Consider the following 17,077-nt stretch of genomic DNA (forward strand, 5'->3'; position numbering starts at 1 on the left):
CCGGAGGACACAGTGGCGACGACCATCCCCCATCACGACCTGAAGCGGCCCGCGCCGGAGGCACTTAAGAGCGCGCTCGACGCGCTCGCGGCCCGCTTCGGCAACCGGCTCATCACCTCGCAGGCCGTGCGCGAGCAGCATGGCCATACCACGACCTGGCTGCCGACGCAGCCGCCGGATGGCGTGGTGCTGGCGCAGGAGACCGCCGACATCCAGGACGTCGTCCGCATCTGCGCGCCAAGGGGCGTGCCGATCATTCCGTTCGGCACCGGCACCTCGCTCGAAGGGCAGGTCAATGCGCCGGCGGGCGGCATCTGCATCGACATGCGCGACATGAACAAGGTGCTGGAGGTGCATGCCGAGGATCTCGACTGCGTGATCCAGCCCGGCGTCACCCGCAAGGCGCTCAACGAATATCTGCGCGACCAGGGCCTGTTCTTCCCGATCGACCCCGGTGCCGATGCTTCGCTCGGCGGCATGGCCTCGACCCGGGCCTCGGGCACCAACGCGGTGCGCTACGGCACCATCCGCGAGAACGTGCTGGCGTTGAAGGTCGTGCGCGGCGACGGCGAGATCATCAAGACCGGGACGCGCGCCAAGAAGTCGGCGGCGGGCTATGACCTGACGCACCTGTTCATCGGCGCCGAAGGCACGCTCGGCATCATCTGCGAGATGACCATTCGCCTGCGCGGCATCCCCGAGACGATCGCTGCGGCGGCCTGCTCGTTCGAGACGGTGCGCGGCGCCTGCCAGGCGACCATCCTCGCGATCCAGACCGGCATTCCGGTGGCGCGCATCGAGCTGCTCAATGCCGCGCAGGTCAGGGCCTGCAACGCCTATTCGAAGCTGACCCTGCCGGAGACGCCGCTGCTGCTGCTGGAGTTCCACGGCAGCGAGGCTGAGGTGGCCGAGCAGTCGAAGAACTTCGCCGAGATCGCGGCGGAGTGCGGCGGCGGCGATTTCAGCTGGACCACCAAGCCCGAGGACCGCACCAAGCTGTGGCAGGCGCGTCACGACGCCTATTGGTCGGTGAAGGCGATCCGGCCCGGCGCCGGCGTGGTCGCCACCGACGTCTGCGTTCCGATCTCGCGCCTCGCCGATTGCGTTGCCGAGACCGAGGAGGATCTCGCGCGTCTCGGGCTGACCTCGCCGATCGTCGGCCATGTCGGCGACGGCAATTTCCACTGCTCGCTGATCTGCGATGTCGATGATGCCGACGAGATGGCGCGCGGCGAGGAGTTCATGCATCGCCTCGTCGAGCGCGCGCAGGCGATGGGCGGCACCTGCACCGGCGAGCACGGCATCGGTCAGGGCAAGCAGAAATACCTCAAGTCCGAGCTCGGCGAAGAGGCGCTCGATGCGATGCGCGCGGTGAAGAAGGCGCTCGATCCGCAGAACATCTTCAATCCCGGCAAGATCATCCCGGCGGGTTGAGGCTTCGTTGGATCTGAGCTGTCGCCGCGATTACGCTGCGCTCCCTCGCCCCGTTCTTACGGGGGCGCTCGCGCTGTGAGGGTTGGGGTGAGGGACAGACGCCCGAGAGGTGTCAATGGTTAGACCTGTGCCCCCTCACCCGGATTGCATCTGACGACGCAATCCGACCTCTCCCCGCACGCGGGGAGAGGTGAGCACCAAGCAAGCCGCTCAAACTTGGCAGATCCGGCTGCTGGCGAAGCGCCAAATAGAAAGCGCCGCCGCGGGGCGAACGCGGCGGCGCTTTTTTCATGATCGGATCAACGGCAGACGCGGCGCGGTCCCCACGGAGTCGGACGCAGGAAACAAGTGCGCGGGCCGTAGCCGCCGTAGCCGTAGGGACGATAGACGCGGGGGGCAGGGCGGCACCGGCCGAAGCGGTCGGGGAACCAGCCGGGACCGCAGCCGCCGGCCACGCGCTCGACATTGCTGTCCGGGGCCGCGGGCTGGGCCGGCAGCGTGAAGGCATGGGCCGCCGATCCGCCCAGCATGACGGTCGCGGCGAGCAGGGCGGAGGTGAACAGATGGCGCATTTCGGTGCGATCCTCTCGGTTGGTTTCGAATCAGTCCAGTCGTTAGACGCTGTCCGACGGGTTTCGGTTTCGCAAATTTTGCAACGTCGCGAAACCTCTACCCATTACCATAGTGGCCAGCGATGCTGATCATGCGGTGCAGCCATGGGGACGATGTGACGCATAGCTGCACACTATTCACTATTCACTGCAGTGAATTCCCTCCAGTGTATTCGCTGCCACATGAACGGCGGCTGACGTGTCTTGCAGCACGCTGAGCCTCACGCGGCATCACTTGCCGCCCTGCTGCGCCTTCGCATCCTTCAGCGCCGTCTTGCAGCCGTCCGAGAGCCTGTCGAACTTCTCGATCATGCACTGCTTGATGCGGCCGCCGCCCGGCATGATTCCGGGACACAGCGCGCGCACATCGTCGCCGCAGGCCTGGCGCATCGCGGCCATGTCCTGTGCCTGCGCGGCGGTGATCGAAATGATTGTGAACAGCAATGGGAGCAGCTTGCGCATCGGTGATCATCCTTCTCTGTGCCGCGGCTGACGGGCCGGGGTCGTGATGAGGATGTCTCGCCGGCAAAATTTGCGCGGGTATGTCGGTCGTCGCGGTGGTGCGTAACGGTTTGTATCACTTGGTATCGAGCTGCGGCGCGAGGCTGCGCAGCGCGAGATCGACGCTGTGGAACACGTGGTCTCTCGGCAGCGCGTCGTAGAGACCGAACCGTTCGAATGCCGCCTGGGCCCGCAGCGATTCCAGCCGGGCCACCGCGAACACGATGCCTGCCTCGTTGCACAACGCGATGACCTCGCGCAGAGCCTGCGCCGCGGTGAAGTCGATCTCGACGATGGCGCTGGCCTCGAACACGAGGAGCCGTGGCTTGCGGCTGCGCAGCATGTGCTGCAGGTCGGCGCGGAACGTCGCGGCGTTGAGGAAGCTGAGCGGCGCCTGGAAGCCGACCACCGCGACGTCCGACAACACCTCGCCCTTGATCTGCGGATGCGCCGGCCACCAGATCGTCGTGTCGGGCACGCGTTCGAAGGCGATGAGATGCGCGCGCGTCGTGCTCCAGATGCCGTGCAGCAGCGACAGCGAAATGCCGAGCGCGACGCCCTGCTCGATCGGCAGCGCGACGATGGCGGCGGCCGTCGCCAGGATGAGCAGGAATTCCCCCTTGGATTGGCGGTAGACGCTGACGATCTGGGCCACGCGGACGATGCGCAGCGCGACGAACAGCAGCACGCCGCCAAGCGCCGCCTCCGGCACATGCGCGAGCAGCCGTGCCCCGAACAGGACGAGCAGCAGCACGATGGCGGCCGCGAGCAGACCGGCAACCTGCGAGCGGCCGCCGGTCTCGACTACGATGCCGGTGCGGGGCGGGCTGGCGTTGACGGGAAATGCGCCGAACAGTCCGGCCAGCACGCTGCCGGCGCCGGCGCCGATGAAGTCGCGGTCGACGTCGGCCGGACGATTCGGATCTGACGGGAACGAGCGCGTCGTGGCCGAGGTCTGCACCATCACGACGACGGCGATCAGGAAGGCGAGCGGAACCAGCTTGGCCCATTGCTCGGGCCCGATCAGCGGCACGGACGGCATCGGAACGGTGCCGGAGACCTCGCCGATCACGGATACGCCGCGCGCCTGGAGTCCGGCTGCGACCACGAACGAGGTCGAGGCGGCGAGCGCGATCAGGGCGCCCGGGAGGCGGGCGCTGATGCGTTCGCAAACCATCACGGTGGCGAGCACGCCGAAGCCGATGATGAGCGTGTAGGCGTTGGCCTTGCCGAGTTCTCCCGCCAATGTCGCGATCCGCGCCAGCGTCGGTCCGCTCGGAGACGGCAGGCCCAGCACCCCCGGCAATTGAGAGACGATGATGTGGACGGCGATGCCGGCCAGGAAGCCGACCGTCACCGGCACCGACAGCAGGTTGGCGATGCCGCCGAGCCTGAAGCCGCCGGCCAGCACCAGCATGATTCCGACCAGCAGCGCCAGCGCCGCGGCCAGGCTGCCATATTCGGGCGTGCCGCTGGCGGCGAGCAGCGCCAGCCCGCCGGCGAAGATCGGCGTGATTGTTGAATCGGCGCCGCAGGACAGGAAGCGGTTGGCGCCGAACAGCGCAAAGCCGAGGGATCCCGCCATGAAGGCGAAGAAGCCGGTCTCCGGCGTGAAGCCTCCGAGCTTTGCGGTGGCCATCTGCTCGGGGATGGCGATGGCCGCGAGCGTCAGCCCGGCGGCGAGATCGGCGGGCAGGGCGCTGATCTGCCATCCCCGTAGCGAGCGGAGCATCGGCCAGTGATGGTCGCCGTCGTTGCGCGGTTGCACAGTCATGTCGGTTTCTCCGATCGCGCCGCACGGGAGCTGGTCGTCCGCTCACGCAAGGTCGCGATCCCAAGGTGGCTCCGGCGCGAAGGCCGAGGCGAGGTAGTCGATGAAGGCGCGCACCTTGGCGGACGGCGTGTGATCCGGCAGGTAGACGGCGTGGACCGCCAGCAGCTCCGACGGCGGCACGTCGAGCCGCACCGGGACCAGCCGTCCGGCGCGCAGCTCGTCGCCGACGATGAAGGTCGGCTGGTAGATCAGGCCCTGTCCGGCCAGCGCCGCTGCGAGCAGCGCATCGCCATTGTTGGCGCGCAGATTGCCGCTTACGGTCGCATCGACCGCCGTCTTGCCGCCCATGCGCCAGCGCGAGGGTCCGGCCTGCGCCAGTGTGTAGCCGAGGCAGTTGTGACCGGCGAGATCGGCCGTGGTGCGGGGCACGCCGTGGGCGGCGAGATAGGACGGCGCGGCGCAGACCATCATGCGGCAGGGCGCGAGCCGCCGCGCGACCAAGGTCGAGTCCCTGAGCGTGCCGATCCGGATCGCGAGATCCCAGCCTTCCTCGATCAGGTCGACCAGCCGGTCGTTGAGGCCGAGTTCGACGCTGACGCCGGGATAGAGCTCGGCAAACCGGGCCAGCAGCGGCGCGATCTGGCGGGTGCCGAAGGCGAGCGGAACGTTGAGCCGCAACAGCCCGCGCGGCTCCACGCGATCGGCCGCGATCGCGCTCTCCGCCGCCTCGAAGTCGCCGAGCACGCGTTCGGCGAGGTCGAGATAGCGCCGTCCCGCCTCGGTGATGGTCAGCCGTCGCGTGGTGCGATGGAACAGCTTGGTGCCGAGCCGGGTCTCCAGCGCCGCGAGGTGCTTGGTGACCATGGTCGGGGACATGCCGAGCAGGCGCGCCGCTCCGGACAGGCTGCCGGATCCGGCTACCTTGGAGAGCACTTCCAGCCCGGTCAGGCGGTCGAGCAATCGAGCATCTCACTCTTCTGGTGTGAAGTGAATTTCCCTTGTAGCGGATTATCGCCTTACGGGAAATGATCCATATCCCAGTGTGTCCCCACCGGAGGTCCCGATGATCGATTCACGTACCGCGCCCTATGCTGCGCTTCTGCTCCGCCTCACCCTCGGCGGCCTGTTCCTGGCTCATGCCAGCCTCAAGCTGTTCGTGTTCAGCCCGGCCGGCACCGCAAAGTTCTTCGGCAGCATCGGCCTGCCGCCCGAGCTCGCCTACCTCGTCATCACGTCCGAGATCCTGGCCGGCATCGCCCTGATCCTCGGCATCTACACCCGATGGGTCGCCTTGGCCGCCGTTCCGATCCTGCTCGGCGCCATCTTCACCGTGCACGGCGCCGCCGGCTTCTTCTTCAACAATCCGAAGGGCGGCTGGGAATATCCGGCGTTCTGGGCCGTGACCCTGGTGATCCAGGCCCTGCTCGGCGATGGCGCCTATGCCCTCGGCGGCCTCCGCGCCAGCCTTGCCGGCGGTCAGCTGCGCAGCGCACATTGAGGCTAGCGTAGGGTTCGCTGACCGCCGCCACTCCCCCGATGTCATCCTCGCGAAAGCGGGGATCCATAGCCACCGGCGGATCTGAGTTGAGCACGATGGTCGACGCGCGGCCTGCCTCGAACATCGATCACGCGGTATGGGTCCCGGGTCGGCGCCCCAACGTCGCGATGCGACGTTCGGACTTGCCCGGGACGACAGTTGTGGTTGGGTCAACAGAGTGAACAGACCGAGGAGTGATGACATGACCCTGCCCAGCATCTTCCTGTCGCACGGCTCGCCGATGCTGCCGCTCACGGACTCGGCGGCGCGTGACTTCCTCCTCAGCCTTGGTCGCAGCCTGCCGCGGCCGAAGGCGATCCTCGTCGTCTCAGCGCACTGGGAGACGGACATCCCCGTCGTCAATGCCGTCGCGACCAACGAGACGATCTACGATTTCTACGGATTTCCGCGTGAGCTCTACCAACTGACCTATCCCGCGCCGGGTGCGCCCGATCTTGCATGCGCCGTTGCCGAACGCCTGCAGGCCGCAGGCCTACCGGTCGCGATCGACCGCGAGCGCGGGCTCGATCACGGCGCCTGGGTGCCGTTGCTCTTGATGTATCCGCAAGCCGACATTCCGGTGCTGCAGCTCTCGATCCAGACCGAGCGCGGGCCTGCGCACCACCTCGCGCTCGGCCGCGCGCTGGCACCGCTGCGCGACGAGGGCGTGCTGATCATCGGCAGCGGCAGCTTCACCCACAATCTCGGTGAATTCCGCAAGCGAAGGCTCGACATCGACGATCCCGCGCCATCCTGGGTGGTCGACTTTGCCGACTGGGTGCACCAGGCCGCGATCGAAGGCCGCGTCGACGATCTCGTCGACTACCGGCATCTCGCGCCGCATGCGCGCGACAATCATCCGACTGATGAGCACTTCCTGCCGCTGTTCGCAGCACTCGGCGCCGCCGGCGAGGGCGCGCGCGTCGAACGGCTGCACAACAGTGCCAATTACGGCGTGCTGCGCATGGACGTGTATGCGTTTCATGCGGCGCAGCAGGGTGACTTGGCGGCTTGAATCACAAGCGCTGCGCATCGGGCACGGACTGAAGCGACGAGCGGGCACGCGCGCCTGGCCGCACGTGGCTGCTAGTCAGAGTTGGGTGGGGACAGCCATACGAATTTGTGCCGCTTGCGATCCCATTTCAGCTTGGCGAAATTGTCGCAATCCATGCACGCCCATAGCGTGATCGTCTTGTCGTCGTCCAACGACAGCGCGGTGTATTGGTGCGGCATCTGGAACGCGTCGAGCAGACGTATTCTCGGTTTGCCGACGGTGGGCAGGTCGAGGATCATGAAGAATCGCCCCCGCGCTCCCTTGCAGTCCTCATAGACCCCAACGAGCGCCAATTGCCTGGTGCTGGATCCGTCGAAATTGCCTTCGACTGCAAATGACTGCTTGCTCGCCTCCATGGCGTCTCCGCCGCCTTCGAAGAGAAACTTTGACGGGATGAGATCCTTGCGAAACTCGGTCGCCTTGCACCAGCCCTTCCGGATCTGACCGGCGGGAATTCCGCGGACCTCGGTCGTGAACGGATGAAATTCGGCCAGAACCCACCAGGCGATGCTTCGAGTATCTCCCTCGATCGTCATGAAAGGCTGCTCGGCGCGGGCGACCACCGCGCTCGAGATCAAGATGCAGCACAGCGCCGCGATCAGTTGCAATTCACGGATCAACTGACGAAGGACGGGGTGATCATGCATCATGACTGATTGTTCTGTTATCTTGTTGGCAGGCCAGTGCCGCGTCAGCGTATTTTGTGCCTAAGTGAGGCGTCAAGGCGGTTTGATACCCGGCGCTTCGCGGCTCCTTGCTCTAAGTCAAATCGAGAACGGCGTCCGCGACGGCGGAGTGCGATTGCCCGTCGGGGTACTTTGTCGCAGGCGATTTCGCTTGCGCCGTCGGGCAAATCACCTCCACATTTCCGCGCATCCCGCCTCACCATGGAGGGGCGTTGCGCGCGATCGTCACGACACGCGGGGCGGGGAGCGGTGGCCGCGAGATGTCGGAGCATGTCTTTGGATGTGCGGACGAACGATGTTCTTGCGGACGTGAAATCGCAGCGGCCTGACACCCCGATGCTGGTGTCCCGCGGCAACGCGCGTGAGCGCGATGTCGCGAATGGTGGCCAACAAGCCCGGCGCACCAGGGCGACTGCGTATAAGCGTGAAGACCATCGCGCAGGGAGGGCCGGGCGATCTCGGCTGAACCTGTGGTACCTGCCGCCTGCATTTTTTTCGCAGGCGGGCCACGGGCGCGGCCAGCGCCCGGCCTTCCCTGCGCCCTCCTGATTGATGAGGGTGATGAATGAGCGGAGCTCGGACGCCGATGGCGCCGCGGGAACGTGCAGCCATGACCCACGAAGCGCGCCAGACATTCGGTGTCGTCCCGGCCTCGAGCCGGGACCCATAGCCACCGGCGCGAATGAGACGGATGACTGCCAGCCATGTCCCTCGCGAGATCACGCGGTATGGGTCCCGGCGTTCGCCGGGACGACACCGAGAAGAGGCGACCTTGCACCGCACCCATGACCTCGGAGGTAACTGACACGGGATGCGCGCGGCGCAGAAAATCCTTGACCCGTTCGCACGCAAATGATGCGAAGGATGCACCAGGGAGCGAAACAAGAAAAATGCGTCTGCCGTTCTACTATGGCTGGGTCATCGTCGCCGTGACCTTCGTGACGATGGCGATTGGCGTCAATGCGCGCACCGCGTTCTCGCTGTTCTATCCGCCGATCCTCGCCGAATTCGGCTGGGACCGCGGCGTCACCGCCGGCGCCTTCTCATTCGGCTTCGTCGCCTCCGGCATCGTCAGTCCGCTGATCGGACGGCTGATGGATCGCGCTGGTCCCCGTGCGGTGATGGAACTCGGCGTCGTCCTGATGGCTGGCGGCCTGCTGCTGGCGCCGCTGACCAGCCAGCCCTGGCATCTCTACCTCACGATCGGGGTCATGGTCGGCGCCGGCAGTGTCTGCCTCGGCTATTCCGGCCAGTCGCTGTTCCTGCCGAACTGGTTCATCCGCCGCAGGGGGCTCGCGATCGGCATTGCGTTTGCCGGTGTCGGCATCGGCTCGATGACCCTGCTCCCCTGGGTGCAGCACATGATTGCGCAGACCAACTGGCGTACGGCCTGCACCGCGATGGGCCTCGTCGTACTCATCGTGTTGGCGCCGATCAATCTGTTGCTGCGCAAGAAGCCGGAGGAGCTCGGCCTGCGCCCCGACGGCGACGCTGCGCCGCTCGCCAGCGCGGCCAAGCCCATCTCTAACATCGTCGATCCGGCTTGGGCCGGCATCGACTGGACGTTGTCGCGCGCCCTGCGCACCAGCCGGTTCTGGTGGCTCGCGCTCGGCTATTTCTTCGGCCTCTACGTCTGGTACGCGGTCCAGGTGCATCAGACCAAATATCTGCTCGAGATCGGCTTCAGCTCGAACGTCGCGGTCTGGGCGCTCGGCGCCGTCAGCCTGCTCGGCATTCCCGGCCAGATCGCGCTCGGCCATCTCTCGGATCGCCTCGGGCGCGAGGCGGTGTGGGCGCTCGGCTGTCTTGGTTTCGCGATCTGCTTCGCGGCATTGATTGCACTCAAGGCGGCGCCGTCGCTCGTGCTGATCTACGTGATGGTGGCGACGCAGGGCGCGCTCGGTTACGGCATCACCTCGGTGATGGGGGCGGTCGCGCTCGAAATATTCCAGGGGGCGCATTTCGGCAGCATCTTTGGAACCGTGATGCTGATCGGACTGTGCGGCGGCGCCGCGGGCCCGTGGGTGACCGGCGTGCTCTATGATCTCACCGGCAGCTACACGCCGGGCTTTGCGATCGCGCTCGTTGGCGGCTTCGTCTCCGCAGCCGCGATCTGGATCGCGGCCCCGCGCAAGGTCCGCCTCGTGGCCGGCCAGTTGCACAGGTTAAAGACGGCGGCCGGGGCTGCGGCATGATGTGTGATCTGGCCGACTTGCCATGGCGGCGCGGCCGTGAACTAATCGGCGAACAATCCGGGAGAGGGTGACCAATGAACGAACATGTTCAGGCCAACAAGGCGGCGCCGCTGTTCAATCCGCTGTCGCCGGAATTCATCCGCGACCCCTATCCCTTCTATGCGCAGCTGCGCGACAACGATCCGATGCATGTGACGCCGTTCGGGGCGTTTCTGGCCAGCCGCCATGCGGAATCGAGCCTCGTGCTGCGTGACAAGCGCTTCGGCAAGGATTTCGTCGCCCGTTCGATCCGCCGCTACGGGTCGGATATCATGAACGAGCCGGTATTCCGCAGCATGAGCCATTGGATGCTGCAGCAGGATCCGCCGGACCACACGCGGCTGCGCGGCCTCGTCGCGAAGGCGTTCACGGCGCGCAGGGTCGAGGACATGCGGCCACGCATCCAGGCGATCGTGGACCGGACGCTCGACGAGGTCATCCCGCGCGGCCGCATGGACCTGATCGAGGACTTCGCGTTCAAGCTGCCTGTCACCGTGATCTGCGACATGCTCGGGATCCCCGAGGAGCATCGCGAGGCGTTCTACAAGAGCTCGCGCGAGGGCGGCCGCCTGCTCGAGCCGGTGCCGCTGTCGCCGGCCGAGATCGCGGAAGGCAACGCCGGCAATGCGGTGTCGGCGGCCTATTTCCAGCATCTGTTCGAGCTGCGCCGGCGCCATCCGGGGGACGACCTGACGACGCAGCTGCTGCAGGCCGAGGAGGACGGCGCCAAGCTCTCCCATGAGGAGCTCACCGCCAACATCATCCTGCTGTTCGGCGCCGGCCATGAGACCACCGTCAACCTGATCGGCAATGGCCTTCTGGCGCTGCACCGCAACCCGGACCAACTGGCGCTGTTGAAGGCGCGCCCCGAACTGATCGCGAACGCGATCGAGGAGTTCCTGCGCTACGATTCCTCGGTGCAGCTGACGGGCCGGGTGGCGCTCGAGGACATCGAGGATCTCGGCGGCCGCCGGATCCCCGCGGGCGAGAGCGTGCTCTGTCTTCTGGGCTCGGCCAACCGCGATCCGGCGGTCTATCCCGACCATCCGGAGACCCTCGATATCACCAGAGCGAACGTGAAGCCGCTGTCGTTCGGCGGCGGCATCCACCACTGTCTGGGGGCGCAGCTCGCCCGGATCGAGGCCGAGGTCGCGATCGGAACCCTGCTACGGCGGCTGCCGGAGCTGACGCTGGATGATGCGGAGAATCCGGAATGGCGGCCGACCTTCGTGCTGCGCGGCCTCAAACGGCTGCCGGCCCGCTGGTAACCATCCTTGTTAACGGAGTTGTGCAACGGGCGCCGAAATACCGACAGCGCTGTGACTTCGCCATACTTAATCCTATATGATGCAGCGCTCCGGTATCGATGCCAGTGGGGCCACGGCCGCATCGGTTGGAACGTTGGGACACCGGAGCGTTGTCCTTTGAGGGAGACCCCGTGCAGACGACCCTGCTCGGCTTGGCGATTGCCTTCATTCTTGCGCTCCTAGCTGCGCTGATCGGCCCGCACTTCGTCGACTGGAACCAGTTCCGGCCGCAATTCGAGGCCGAGGCGAGCAAGGTCATTGGTGTGCCCGTGCGGGTCGCCGGTGCGCTGGATGCACGACTCCTGCCGACGCCGACCTTAAGGCTGCGCCAGGTCACGTTCGGCGGCGCCAATGATCTCGGCAAGCTGCGCGCCGACAAGCTCGATGTCGAGTTCAGCCTAGGCGACATGATGCGGGGGCAGTGGCGGGCCAACGAGCTCACGATCGGCGGCATGGCGGCCGATCTCGGGCTCGATCCCAAGGGGCGCGTCGACCTGCCGGCCGCTTCCGGCCGGTTCAATCTGGCCACGCTCTCGATCGACCGCCTGAACCTGACCGGCCGGGTCGCGCTGCATGACGCGGCCAGCCGTTCGACGCTCGAACTCACCGATATCGTCTTCTCCGGCGATGTCCGCTCGCTCGCCGGCTCGTTGCGCGGCGACGGCGCGGTGTCGATCCGCGGCGCCCGTTATCCGTTCCGGGTGTCCTCCAGCCAGGACAAGGATTCCAACGGCCTGCGGGTCCATCTCAACGTGGACCAGGGCGAGCGTGCCGTCATCGCCGATGTCGAGGGGCTCATCAGCCTCGCCAATCGGACGCCGCGCTTCGACGGCGCGTTCACGCTGTCCTCGCCACCCAAGGAGCAGGGCGACGGCAAGGAGAAGCCTGCCAAGGATCAGGCCACCAAGGATCAGGCCACCAAGGGTCAGGCTGCGAAGGAGGCATCCGCCAAGCAGCCGCCAGCCCAGCCGGCCAAGGGCGGTCCTGCTGACGTGGCCGGCGCCACGCCCTGGCGGATCACCGCCAAGATCGCAGGCGATCAGACCGCCGCCAAGTTCGACCAGATCGAGGTCAGCTTCGGTCAAGAGGATCGCTCACTGAAATTTTCCGGCAGCGGCGACGCCCGTTTCGGTGCCGCGCCGATGCTGCGGGCGTCGCTGGCCGCGCGCCAGCTCGATGCCGACAAGCTCCTGGGTGGCGATGAGGTGAAGGATCGCCGGGCGATCGCGCCAGCGCTCGTGCTCCCGGCCCTGCGCAACTGGATCTCGCAGCTGCCGACCCTGCCGCTGCCCGCCAGCGTCCAGTTCTCGACTGAGCAGATCATGCTCTCGGGCCGCCCGGTGCAGAACTTCACCGCTGATCTGCACAACGAGCCCACGGCGTGGAGCCTCGAGAAGGTCGATCTGCGGGCGCCGGGCTCGACGCATCTGACCTTCCGGACCATCGGCATCTCGACCGCCGTGACGGCGGGCTTCACGGGAGCGCTGGATCTCGACTCGTCGGAGCCCGATACGCTGGTCGCCTGGCTCCAGGGCCGCAGTGAGACCAGCTATCGCACCCAGCGTCCGCTGCGCCTGCGCGGTGACCTCAACGTGGCGCCGGACCGGATCGCGATCGATGGCCTGAAGGCGAATATCGACGGCGGCGCCGTGGATGGGCGCATGGCGCTGATTACACGGCCCGGGGGCGCCGGTTCGCGCTTCGAGGCGACGCTGAAGGGCGATCGGCTCGACCTGGATGCGACCATGGCCGTGGCGCGTTCGCTCGCCAGCGCGTCCGGCGAGTGGCCGACGGAAGCCAGCGTGGCGCTGGATATCGGCCGCGCCAATGTCAGCGGCCAGGAGCTGCGGACCCTCACGGCACGGTTCTCCTACGATCCGAAGATGGTCGCCGTCGATCAGCTCAAATTCGGTCAGAGCGGTGGTGTGACGAGCGAGGGCTCCGGCCGCTTCGACCGGACCGACGCCACGGGACGGCTGGTCTTGATCTCGATGGCCGGCTCGTTGAAGGAGATTACGGGCCTCATCCAGCCGATCGCGCCGAAACTCGCCGCGCGTTTCGAGGCGCTCGGCGTGCCGCCGGGCGCTGCACGGCTGAAGCTCACGCTGGATCTCGCCAAGGATCCCGCCAATGCCGACCGTAGCCAGGCGAAGGCCGTGCTCGATCTCGACGCGCCGCAGCTGAAAGGCTCGGCGACGCTGACCGCAAAGCCTTCGGCTGCGGCGCTGCGCAGCTTCGAGGTCGATGCGATCGACCGCACCGAGCTCGGCGTCGAGAGCCGGGTCTCGGCCGAGCAGGGCAATGTCGTGTTGGCGCTGCTCGGGCTCGATCGAGTCGCAGTCGTCGGCAATAGTCCGGCTCAGTTCGAAGCGAGTGTGAACGGCAGCTGGCGGGCGCCGCTGCGCGTGAATGCGAAACTGTCGGGCACAGGCCTCGACGGCGATGCGCAGGGCACGATCGAGCCCTGGGGCGACAGCACCAGGGCCAATGTCAATCTGCGCCTGCGTAGTGCCAACCTGGCGCCGCTGCTCGGACTGAAGCCGCAGGACACCGCCGCGCAGAACATTCGCCTGTTCGGGCGGCTCGGTCTCGCCGGCAATCGGCTGACGATCGAAGACCTCGACAGCACGGTCGGCGGATCGCGCCTGCGCGGCCGGATCGCTGCGACGCTGGACGACGACAAGCAGGTCGACGGCGAGCTCGGGCTCGACGCGCTCGATGTCCCGCAGGTCTTTTCGGTGCTCGTCGGTGCGGCCGGTCATGAGGCGGCCGAGCCTCTCGGCTCCGGGCTTTTGAAGGGCTGGCGCGGACGGGTGTCGTTCCAGGCCCTCAGCGGCGCCGTCTTGAACGGCACCGAGCTCCGTCCCCTGGGCGGCGCGATCAAGAGCGACGGCCAGTCGCTCACGATCGAGAATCTCAAAGGCAAGCTCGGCGGCGGCGATGTCACCGCGACCATCGATGCGCGGCCCAATGCCAACGGCCTTGTCTTGAACGGGCGCGTCGAGCTCGCCGGCGTTGATGGCAATGCGCTGCGCTATCGCAGCCTGAAGATGCCCGCGGGCAAGGTCTCGGCCCAGATGACGCTGGCCGCCGAAGGGCGCAGCGTGCAGGGACTGGTCAGCGCGCTCTCCGGCAACGGAACGGTGACACTCGAGAACGCATCGATTCCCAACCTCGATCCGCGCGCGTTCGAGGCAGCGTTGCGCGCCGCTGATGCAGGGCAGGTGGGCGACGACGGCAAGCTCCGGCAGGTGGTCGAGCCGGTGCTGACGTCGGGCACTCTCGCGGTGGCCTCTGCGCAGATCCCCTTCATCATCCGCGATGGCCGGCTGCGTGTCGGCGCCACCCCGCTGGAGGCGCAGGGGGCGCGCGCGATCGTCTCCGGCGGTTTCGACATTCCGGCCGATCAGGCCGACATTCGCGCCAGCCTGAGCGCCAACGCCGTCGGCAATGCCAACAGCCGCCCGGAGGTCCAGCTGTTCGCGGTCGGTACGCCCGATACGCTGACGCGGGTGGTCGACGTGACGTCGCTGTCGTCCTGGCTCGCAGTCCGCGCGATCGATCGCGAGACGCGGCGTCTGGATGCGATCGCGCGCGGCGAGGTGCCGCCGTCCTATCCGTCGTCGACGGCGTCGCTGCCGGGCGGTCCTGATGCAGGTCCGGCCGCGCCCAATCCGACCGACGTGCCGTTGCCCGGGCGTGATCCGCGGCGCGATCCACGTGCCAGGCTGGGTGGCCCGCGCGCGGCCGTGCCGCCGCTGACGGCGCCGTTGTCGGCGCCCGCCGCCGCGGCGCCACCGGCTGCGACCGTGCCGCCCGTGGCGGCGAGCCAGCCGCAGGTCGCGCCCTTGCCGCCACCAGTGGAGATCAAGCCGGCGCCGGGCGCGCTGCCGCCACGCCCCAGACCATTGCCGCGTCCGCCGGTCGTGCTGACCCCGCCGGGCAGCCCGTGATCGCGGGCGCGCGTCGGGCAGGGGCTGCGCCGATGATGACGTTGCGCCAGGTCGAGGTCATCCGTGCGGTCATGGTGACGGGCACCATCAACGGCGCGGCCCGGCTGTTGAAGGTCTCGGCGCCCGGCGTCAGCCGGCTCGTGAAATACACCGAGCGCTCGCTCGGCATCCGCTTCTTCCAGCGCCAGAACGGCCGCTACTTTCCGACCCCCGAGGCGCAGAACATCTTCGAGCAGATCAACAGCGTCTACGAGAAGGTCGACGATCTCAGCTACATCATCTCCAACATCGGCCGCGGCGCGCTGTCCGAACTGCGCATCGGCTCGGTGCCGAGCATTTCCCAGGTGATGGTGCCGCGCGCGATCGAGCGCGTGCGTCGCCGCTATCCTGATTTGGGCATCGACATCAACATTCTCAAGATCGAAGAGGCGATCGACTACCTGATGCTCGGCAAGGGCGAGTGCGTGGCGATGAGCTACCGGCTCGATCATTCCGCGCTCGAATTCCTGCCGCTGGCCTCGGGCGAGTTGTTCTGCATCGTGCCGCCGGGTCATGAACTCGCCGGCCGCAAGCAGGTGTCGGCGGCCGAGATGACGCGCTATCCGCTGATCGGCATCGATCCCAACGATCCCTACGGGCGGATCATGGCGGAGATCTTCGCGCGCAACAAACTCGACTACAACATCTCGATCAAGGCGCGCTTCGGCACCACCGTGTGCGCGCTCGTAAAGGCCGGGCTCGGCATTGCCGTGATCGACCAGTTCACGGTCGCCCACGGCGGCTATCCCGGCATCGAGCTGTTGAAGATCGCCGAGCCGACACGGTTCGATACCTACATCGCGGTCAAGCGCGGCACGCCGCTGTCGCTCTATGCCGAGCACTTCATCGACTGCCTGCGCGCGGAGATGCGCGCGCTCGAGCCGGGCCGGCGTCAGGTGGCCAAACCGGCGAAAACGGCCATCGGCAAAAAATAACATGATGTTAGGTTCAGCCGATATTTGGGTAATTGTGTTAGCGAGCGAACGCGCTATCGTCTGCAACGAAATCCGCGCGTGCGGCGCTCGCACGTCACAGCAGCAGAGACTGAAGCGAACGTGGCTGATCTTTCCGCGCCCAAGGCCCGCAAATTCCTGACCGGACTGATCGGTGCCCCGATCGTGCATTCGGCTTCTCCCGCGATGCATGAACACGCGGCCGCGGCGCTCGGCGTGCGCGGCCATTACCAGTTGATCGAGGTCGCCGGCGCCGACCGCGCGGGACTGGCGACGCTGCTGGAAGGCGTGCGCTGGCTCGGCTTCGCTGGGGTCAACGTGACCTACCCCTACAAGGAGGCCGTCGTCGGCCTGCTCGACGAGCTCGCGCCGAAGGCAGCGGCGATGGGGGCCGTCAATACCGTCGTCGTTCGTGACGGCCGGCTGATCGGCCACAACACCGATACCACCGGCTTCGAACGCGCGGTGGCACCGCTGGTCAGCCAGACCAATCGCGGCATCGTGGCGCTGATCGGTGCTGGCGGAGTCGGCAAGGCGATTGCCTTCGCACTTGCAAACCTCGACGTCGCCGGCCTGCGCATCTACGACACCGAGCGCGCACGTGCCGAGAAGCTGGCGAGCCTGCTCCCGGCCGGTAAATCCATCACTGTGGCCAACAGCGTCGAAGAGGCGCTGCAGGGTGCGGTGGGTGTCGTTAACGGCACCCCGATCGGCATGTTGCCGAACCACGGTACGCCGGTGCCAGACGAGCTGCTGCGTGCTGATCTCTGGGTCGCCGACGCCGTCTACTCACCGCTGTGGACACCACTCCTGAAAGCCGCCAAGGCCAGGGGGGCGCGTCTTCTGCTCGGGCGCGAACTCGCGATCTACCAGGCCGCGGATGCGTTCGAGCTGTTCACCGGGCTCCCGCCTTCGACAGAGGCGATGGGCGCGGCGTTCGACAATCACATGGCGGAGAGATATCCGGCGGTTGACGCCGCCTGAGCAAACCGGC

General features: G+C 67.0%; 13 protein-coding genes. 8 read left to right on the top strand and 5 right to left on the bottom strand.

Going from position 1 to position 17,077, the window contains the following annotated elements; genetic code table 11:
- Positions 1-12: 12 nt before the first annotated feature.
- Positions 13-1,434 (top strand): FAD-binding oxidoreductase, encoded by a 1,422-nt coding sequence (locus LQG66_RS33100; RefSeq protein WP_231319993.1) that lies wholly within the window; start codon positions 13-15, stop codon positions 1,432-1,434.
- Between the two features lie 299 nt (positions 1,435-1,733).
- On the opposite strand, the gene LQG66_RS33105 is transcribed toward LQG66_RS33100, so the two are convergent.
- The 4 genes from LQG66_RS33105 to LQG66_RS33120 form a co-directional block, all read right to left on the bottom strand.
- The gene (locus tag LQG66_RS33105; protein ID WP_231319994.1) at positions 1,734-2,006 is read right to left on the bottom strand and encodes a GCG_CRPN prefix-to-repeats domain-containing protein; all 273 of its coding nucleotides are present in this window, start codon (positions 2,004-2,006) and stop codon (positions 1,734-1,736) included.
- 270 nt (positions 2,007-2,276) lie between these two features.
- A complete protein-coding gene (locus tag LQG66_RS33110) occupies positions 2,277-2,507 on the bottom strand; it encodes a hypothetical protein (RefSeq protein WP_231319995.1) in 231 nt (76 codons plus the stop codon).
- Positions 2,508-2,622: 115 nt separating this feature from the next.
- Positions 2,623-4,320 carry a SulP family inorganic anion transporter gene (locus LQG66_RS33115; protein WP_231319996.1) on the bottom strand — a complete coding sequence of 566 codons (1,698 nt, stop codon included), beginning with the start codon at positions 4,318-4,320 and terminating at the stop codon, positions 2,623-2,625.
- Positions 4,321-4,362: 42 nt separating this feature from the next.
- Positions 4,363-5,280 carry a LysR family transcriptional regulator gene (locus LQG66_RS33120; RefSeq protein WP_231319997.1) on the bottom strand — a complete coding sequence of 306 codons (918 nt, stop codon included), beginning with the start codon at positions 5,278-5,280 and terminating at the stop codon, positions 4,363-4,365.
- Positions 5,281-5,383: 103 nt separating this feature from the next.
- Between LQG66_RS33120 and LQG66_RS33125 the strand changes: the two genes are divergently transcribed.
- Both LQG66_RS33125 and LQG66_RS33130 read left to right on the top strand, forming a co-directional pair.
- On the top strand, positions 5,384-5,818 hold the full coding sequence (locus LQG66_RS33125; RefSeq protein ID WP_231319998.1) for a DoxX family protein: 435 nt from the start codon (positions 5,384-5,386) through the stop codon (positions 5,816-5,818).
- Positions 5,819-6,059: 241 nt separating this feature from the next.
- Positions 6,060-6,872, top strand: a complete 813-nt coding sequence (locus LQG66_RS33130) for a DODA-type extradiol aromatic ring-opening family dioxygenase (RefSeq protein WP_231319999.1) — start codon at positions 6,060-6,062, stop codon at positions 6,870-6,872.
- Positions 6,873-6,943: 71 nt separating this feature from the next.
- Here LQG66_RS33130 and LQG66_RS33135 read toward each other — a convergent pair whose 3' ends face one another.
- Complete coding sequence (locus tag LQG66_RS33135; RefSeq protein ID WP_231320000.1) at positions 6,944-7,561, bottom strand: hypothetical protein; 618 nt, start codon at positions 7,559-7,561, stop codon at positions 6,944-6,946.
- Positions 7,562-8,487: 926 nt separating this feature from the next.
- On the opposite strand from LQG66_RS33135, the gene LQG66_RS33140 reads away from it, so the two are divergent.
- The 5 genes from LQG66_RS33140 (at position 8,488) to LQG66_RS33160 (ending at position 17,067) form a co-directional block, all read left to right on the top strand.
- Complete coding sequence (locus tag LQG66_RS33140; protein WP_231320001.1) at positions 8,488-9,792, top strand: MFS transporter; 1,305 nt, start codon at positions 8,488-8,490, stop codon at positions 9,790-9,792.
- A gap of 74 nt (positions 9,793-9,866) precedes the next feature.
- Positions 9,867-11,099 carry a cytochrome P450 gene (locus tag LQG66_RS33145; RefSeq protein ID WP_231320002.1) on the top strand — a complete coding sequence of 411 codons (1,233 nt, stop codon included), beginning with the start codon at positions 9,867-9,869 and terminating at the stop codon, positions 11,097-11,099.
- Between the two features lie 170 nt (positions 11,100-11,269).
- The gene (locus LQG66_RS33150) at positions 11,270-15,091 is read left to right on the top strand and encodes an AsmA family protein (RefSeq protein ID WP_231320003.1); all 3,822 of its coding nucleotides are present in this window, start codon (positions 11,270-11,272) and stop codon (positions 15,089-15,091) included.
- Between the two features lie 32 nt (positions 15,092-15,123).
- Positions 15,124-16,065, top strand: a complete 942-nt coding sequence (locus LQG66_RS33155) for a LysR family transcriptional regulator (RefSeq protein WP_231320004.1) — start codon at positions 15,124-15,126, stop codon at positions 16,063-16,065.
- A 120-nt stretch (positions 16,066-16,185) separates the two neighbouring features.
- A complete protein-coding gene (locus tag LQG66_RS33160; RefSeq protein ID WP_231328048.1) occupies positions 16,186-17,067 on the top strand; it encodes a shikimate dehydrogenase in 882 nt (293 codons plus the stop codon).
- Positions 17,068-17,077: the final 10 nt, after the last annotated feature.

This window comes from Bradyrhizobium ontarionense, from assembly GCF_021088345.1.
GTDB classification, from domain to species: Bacteria; Pseudomonadota; Alphaproteobacteria; order Rhizobiales; family Xanthobacteraceae; genus Bradyrhizobium; species Bradyrhizobium ontarionense.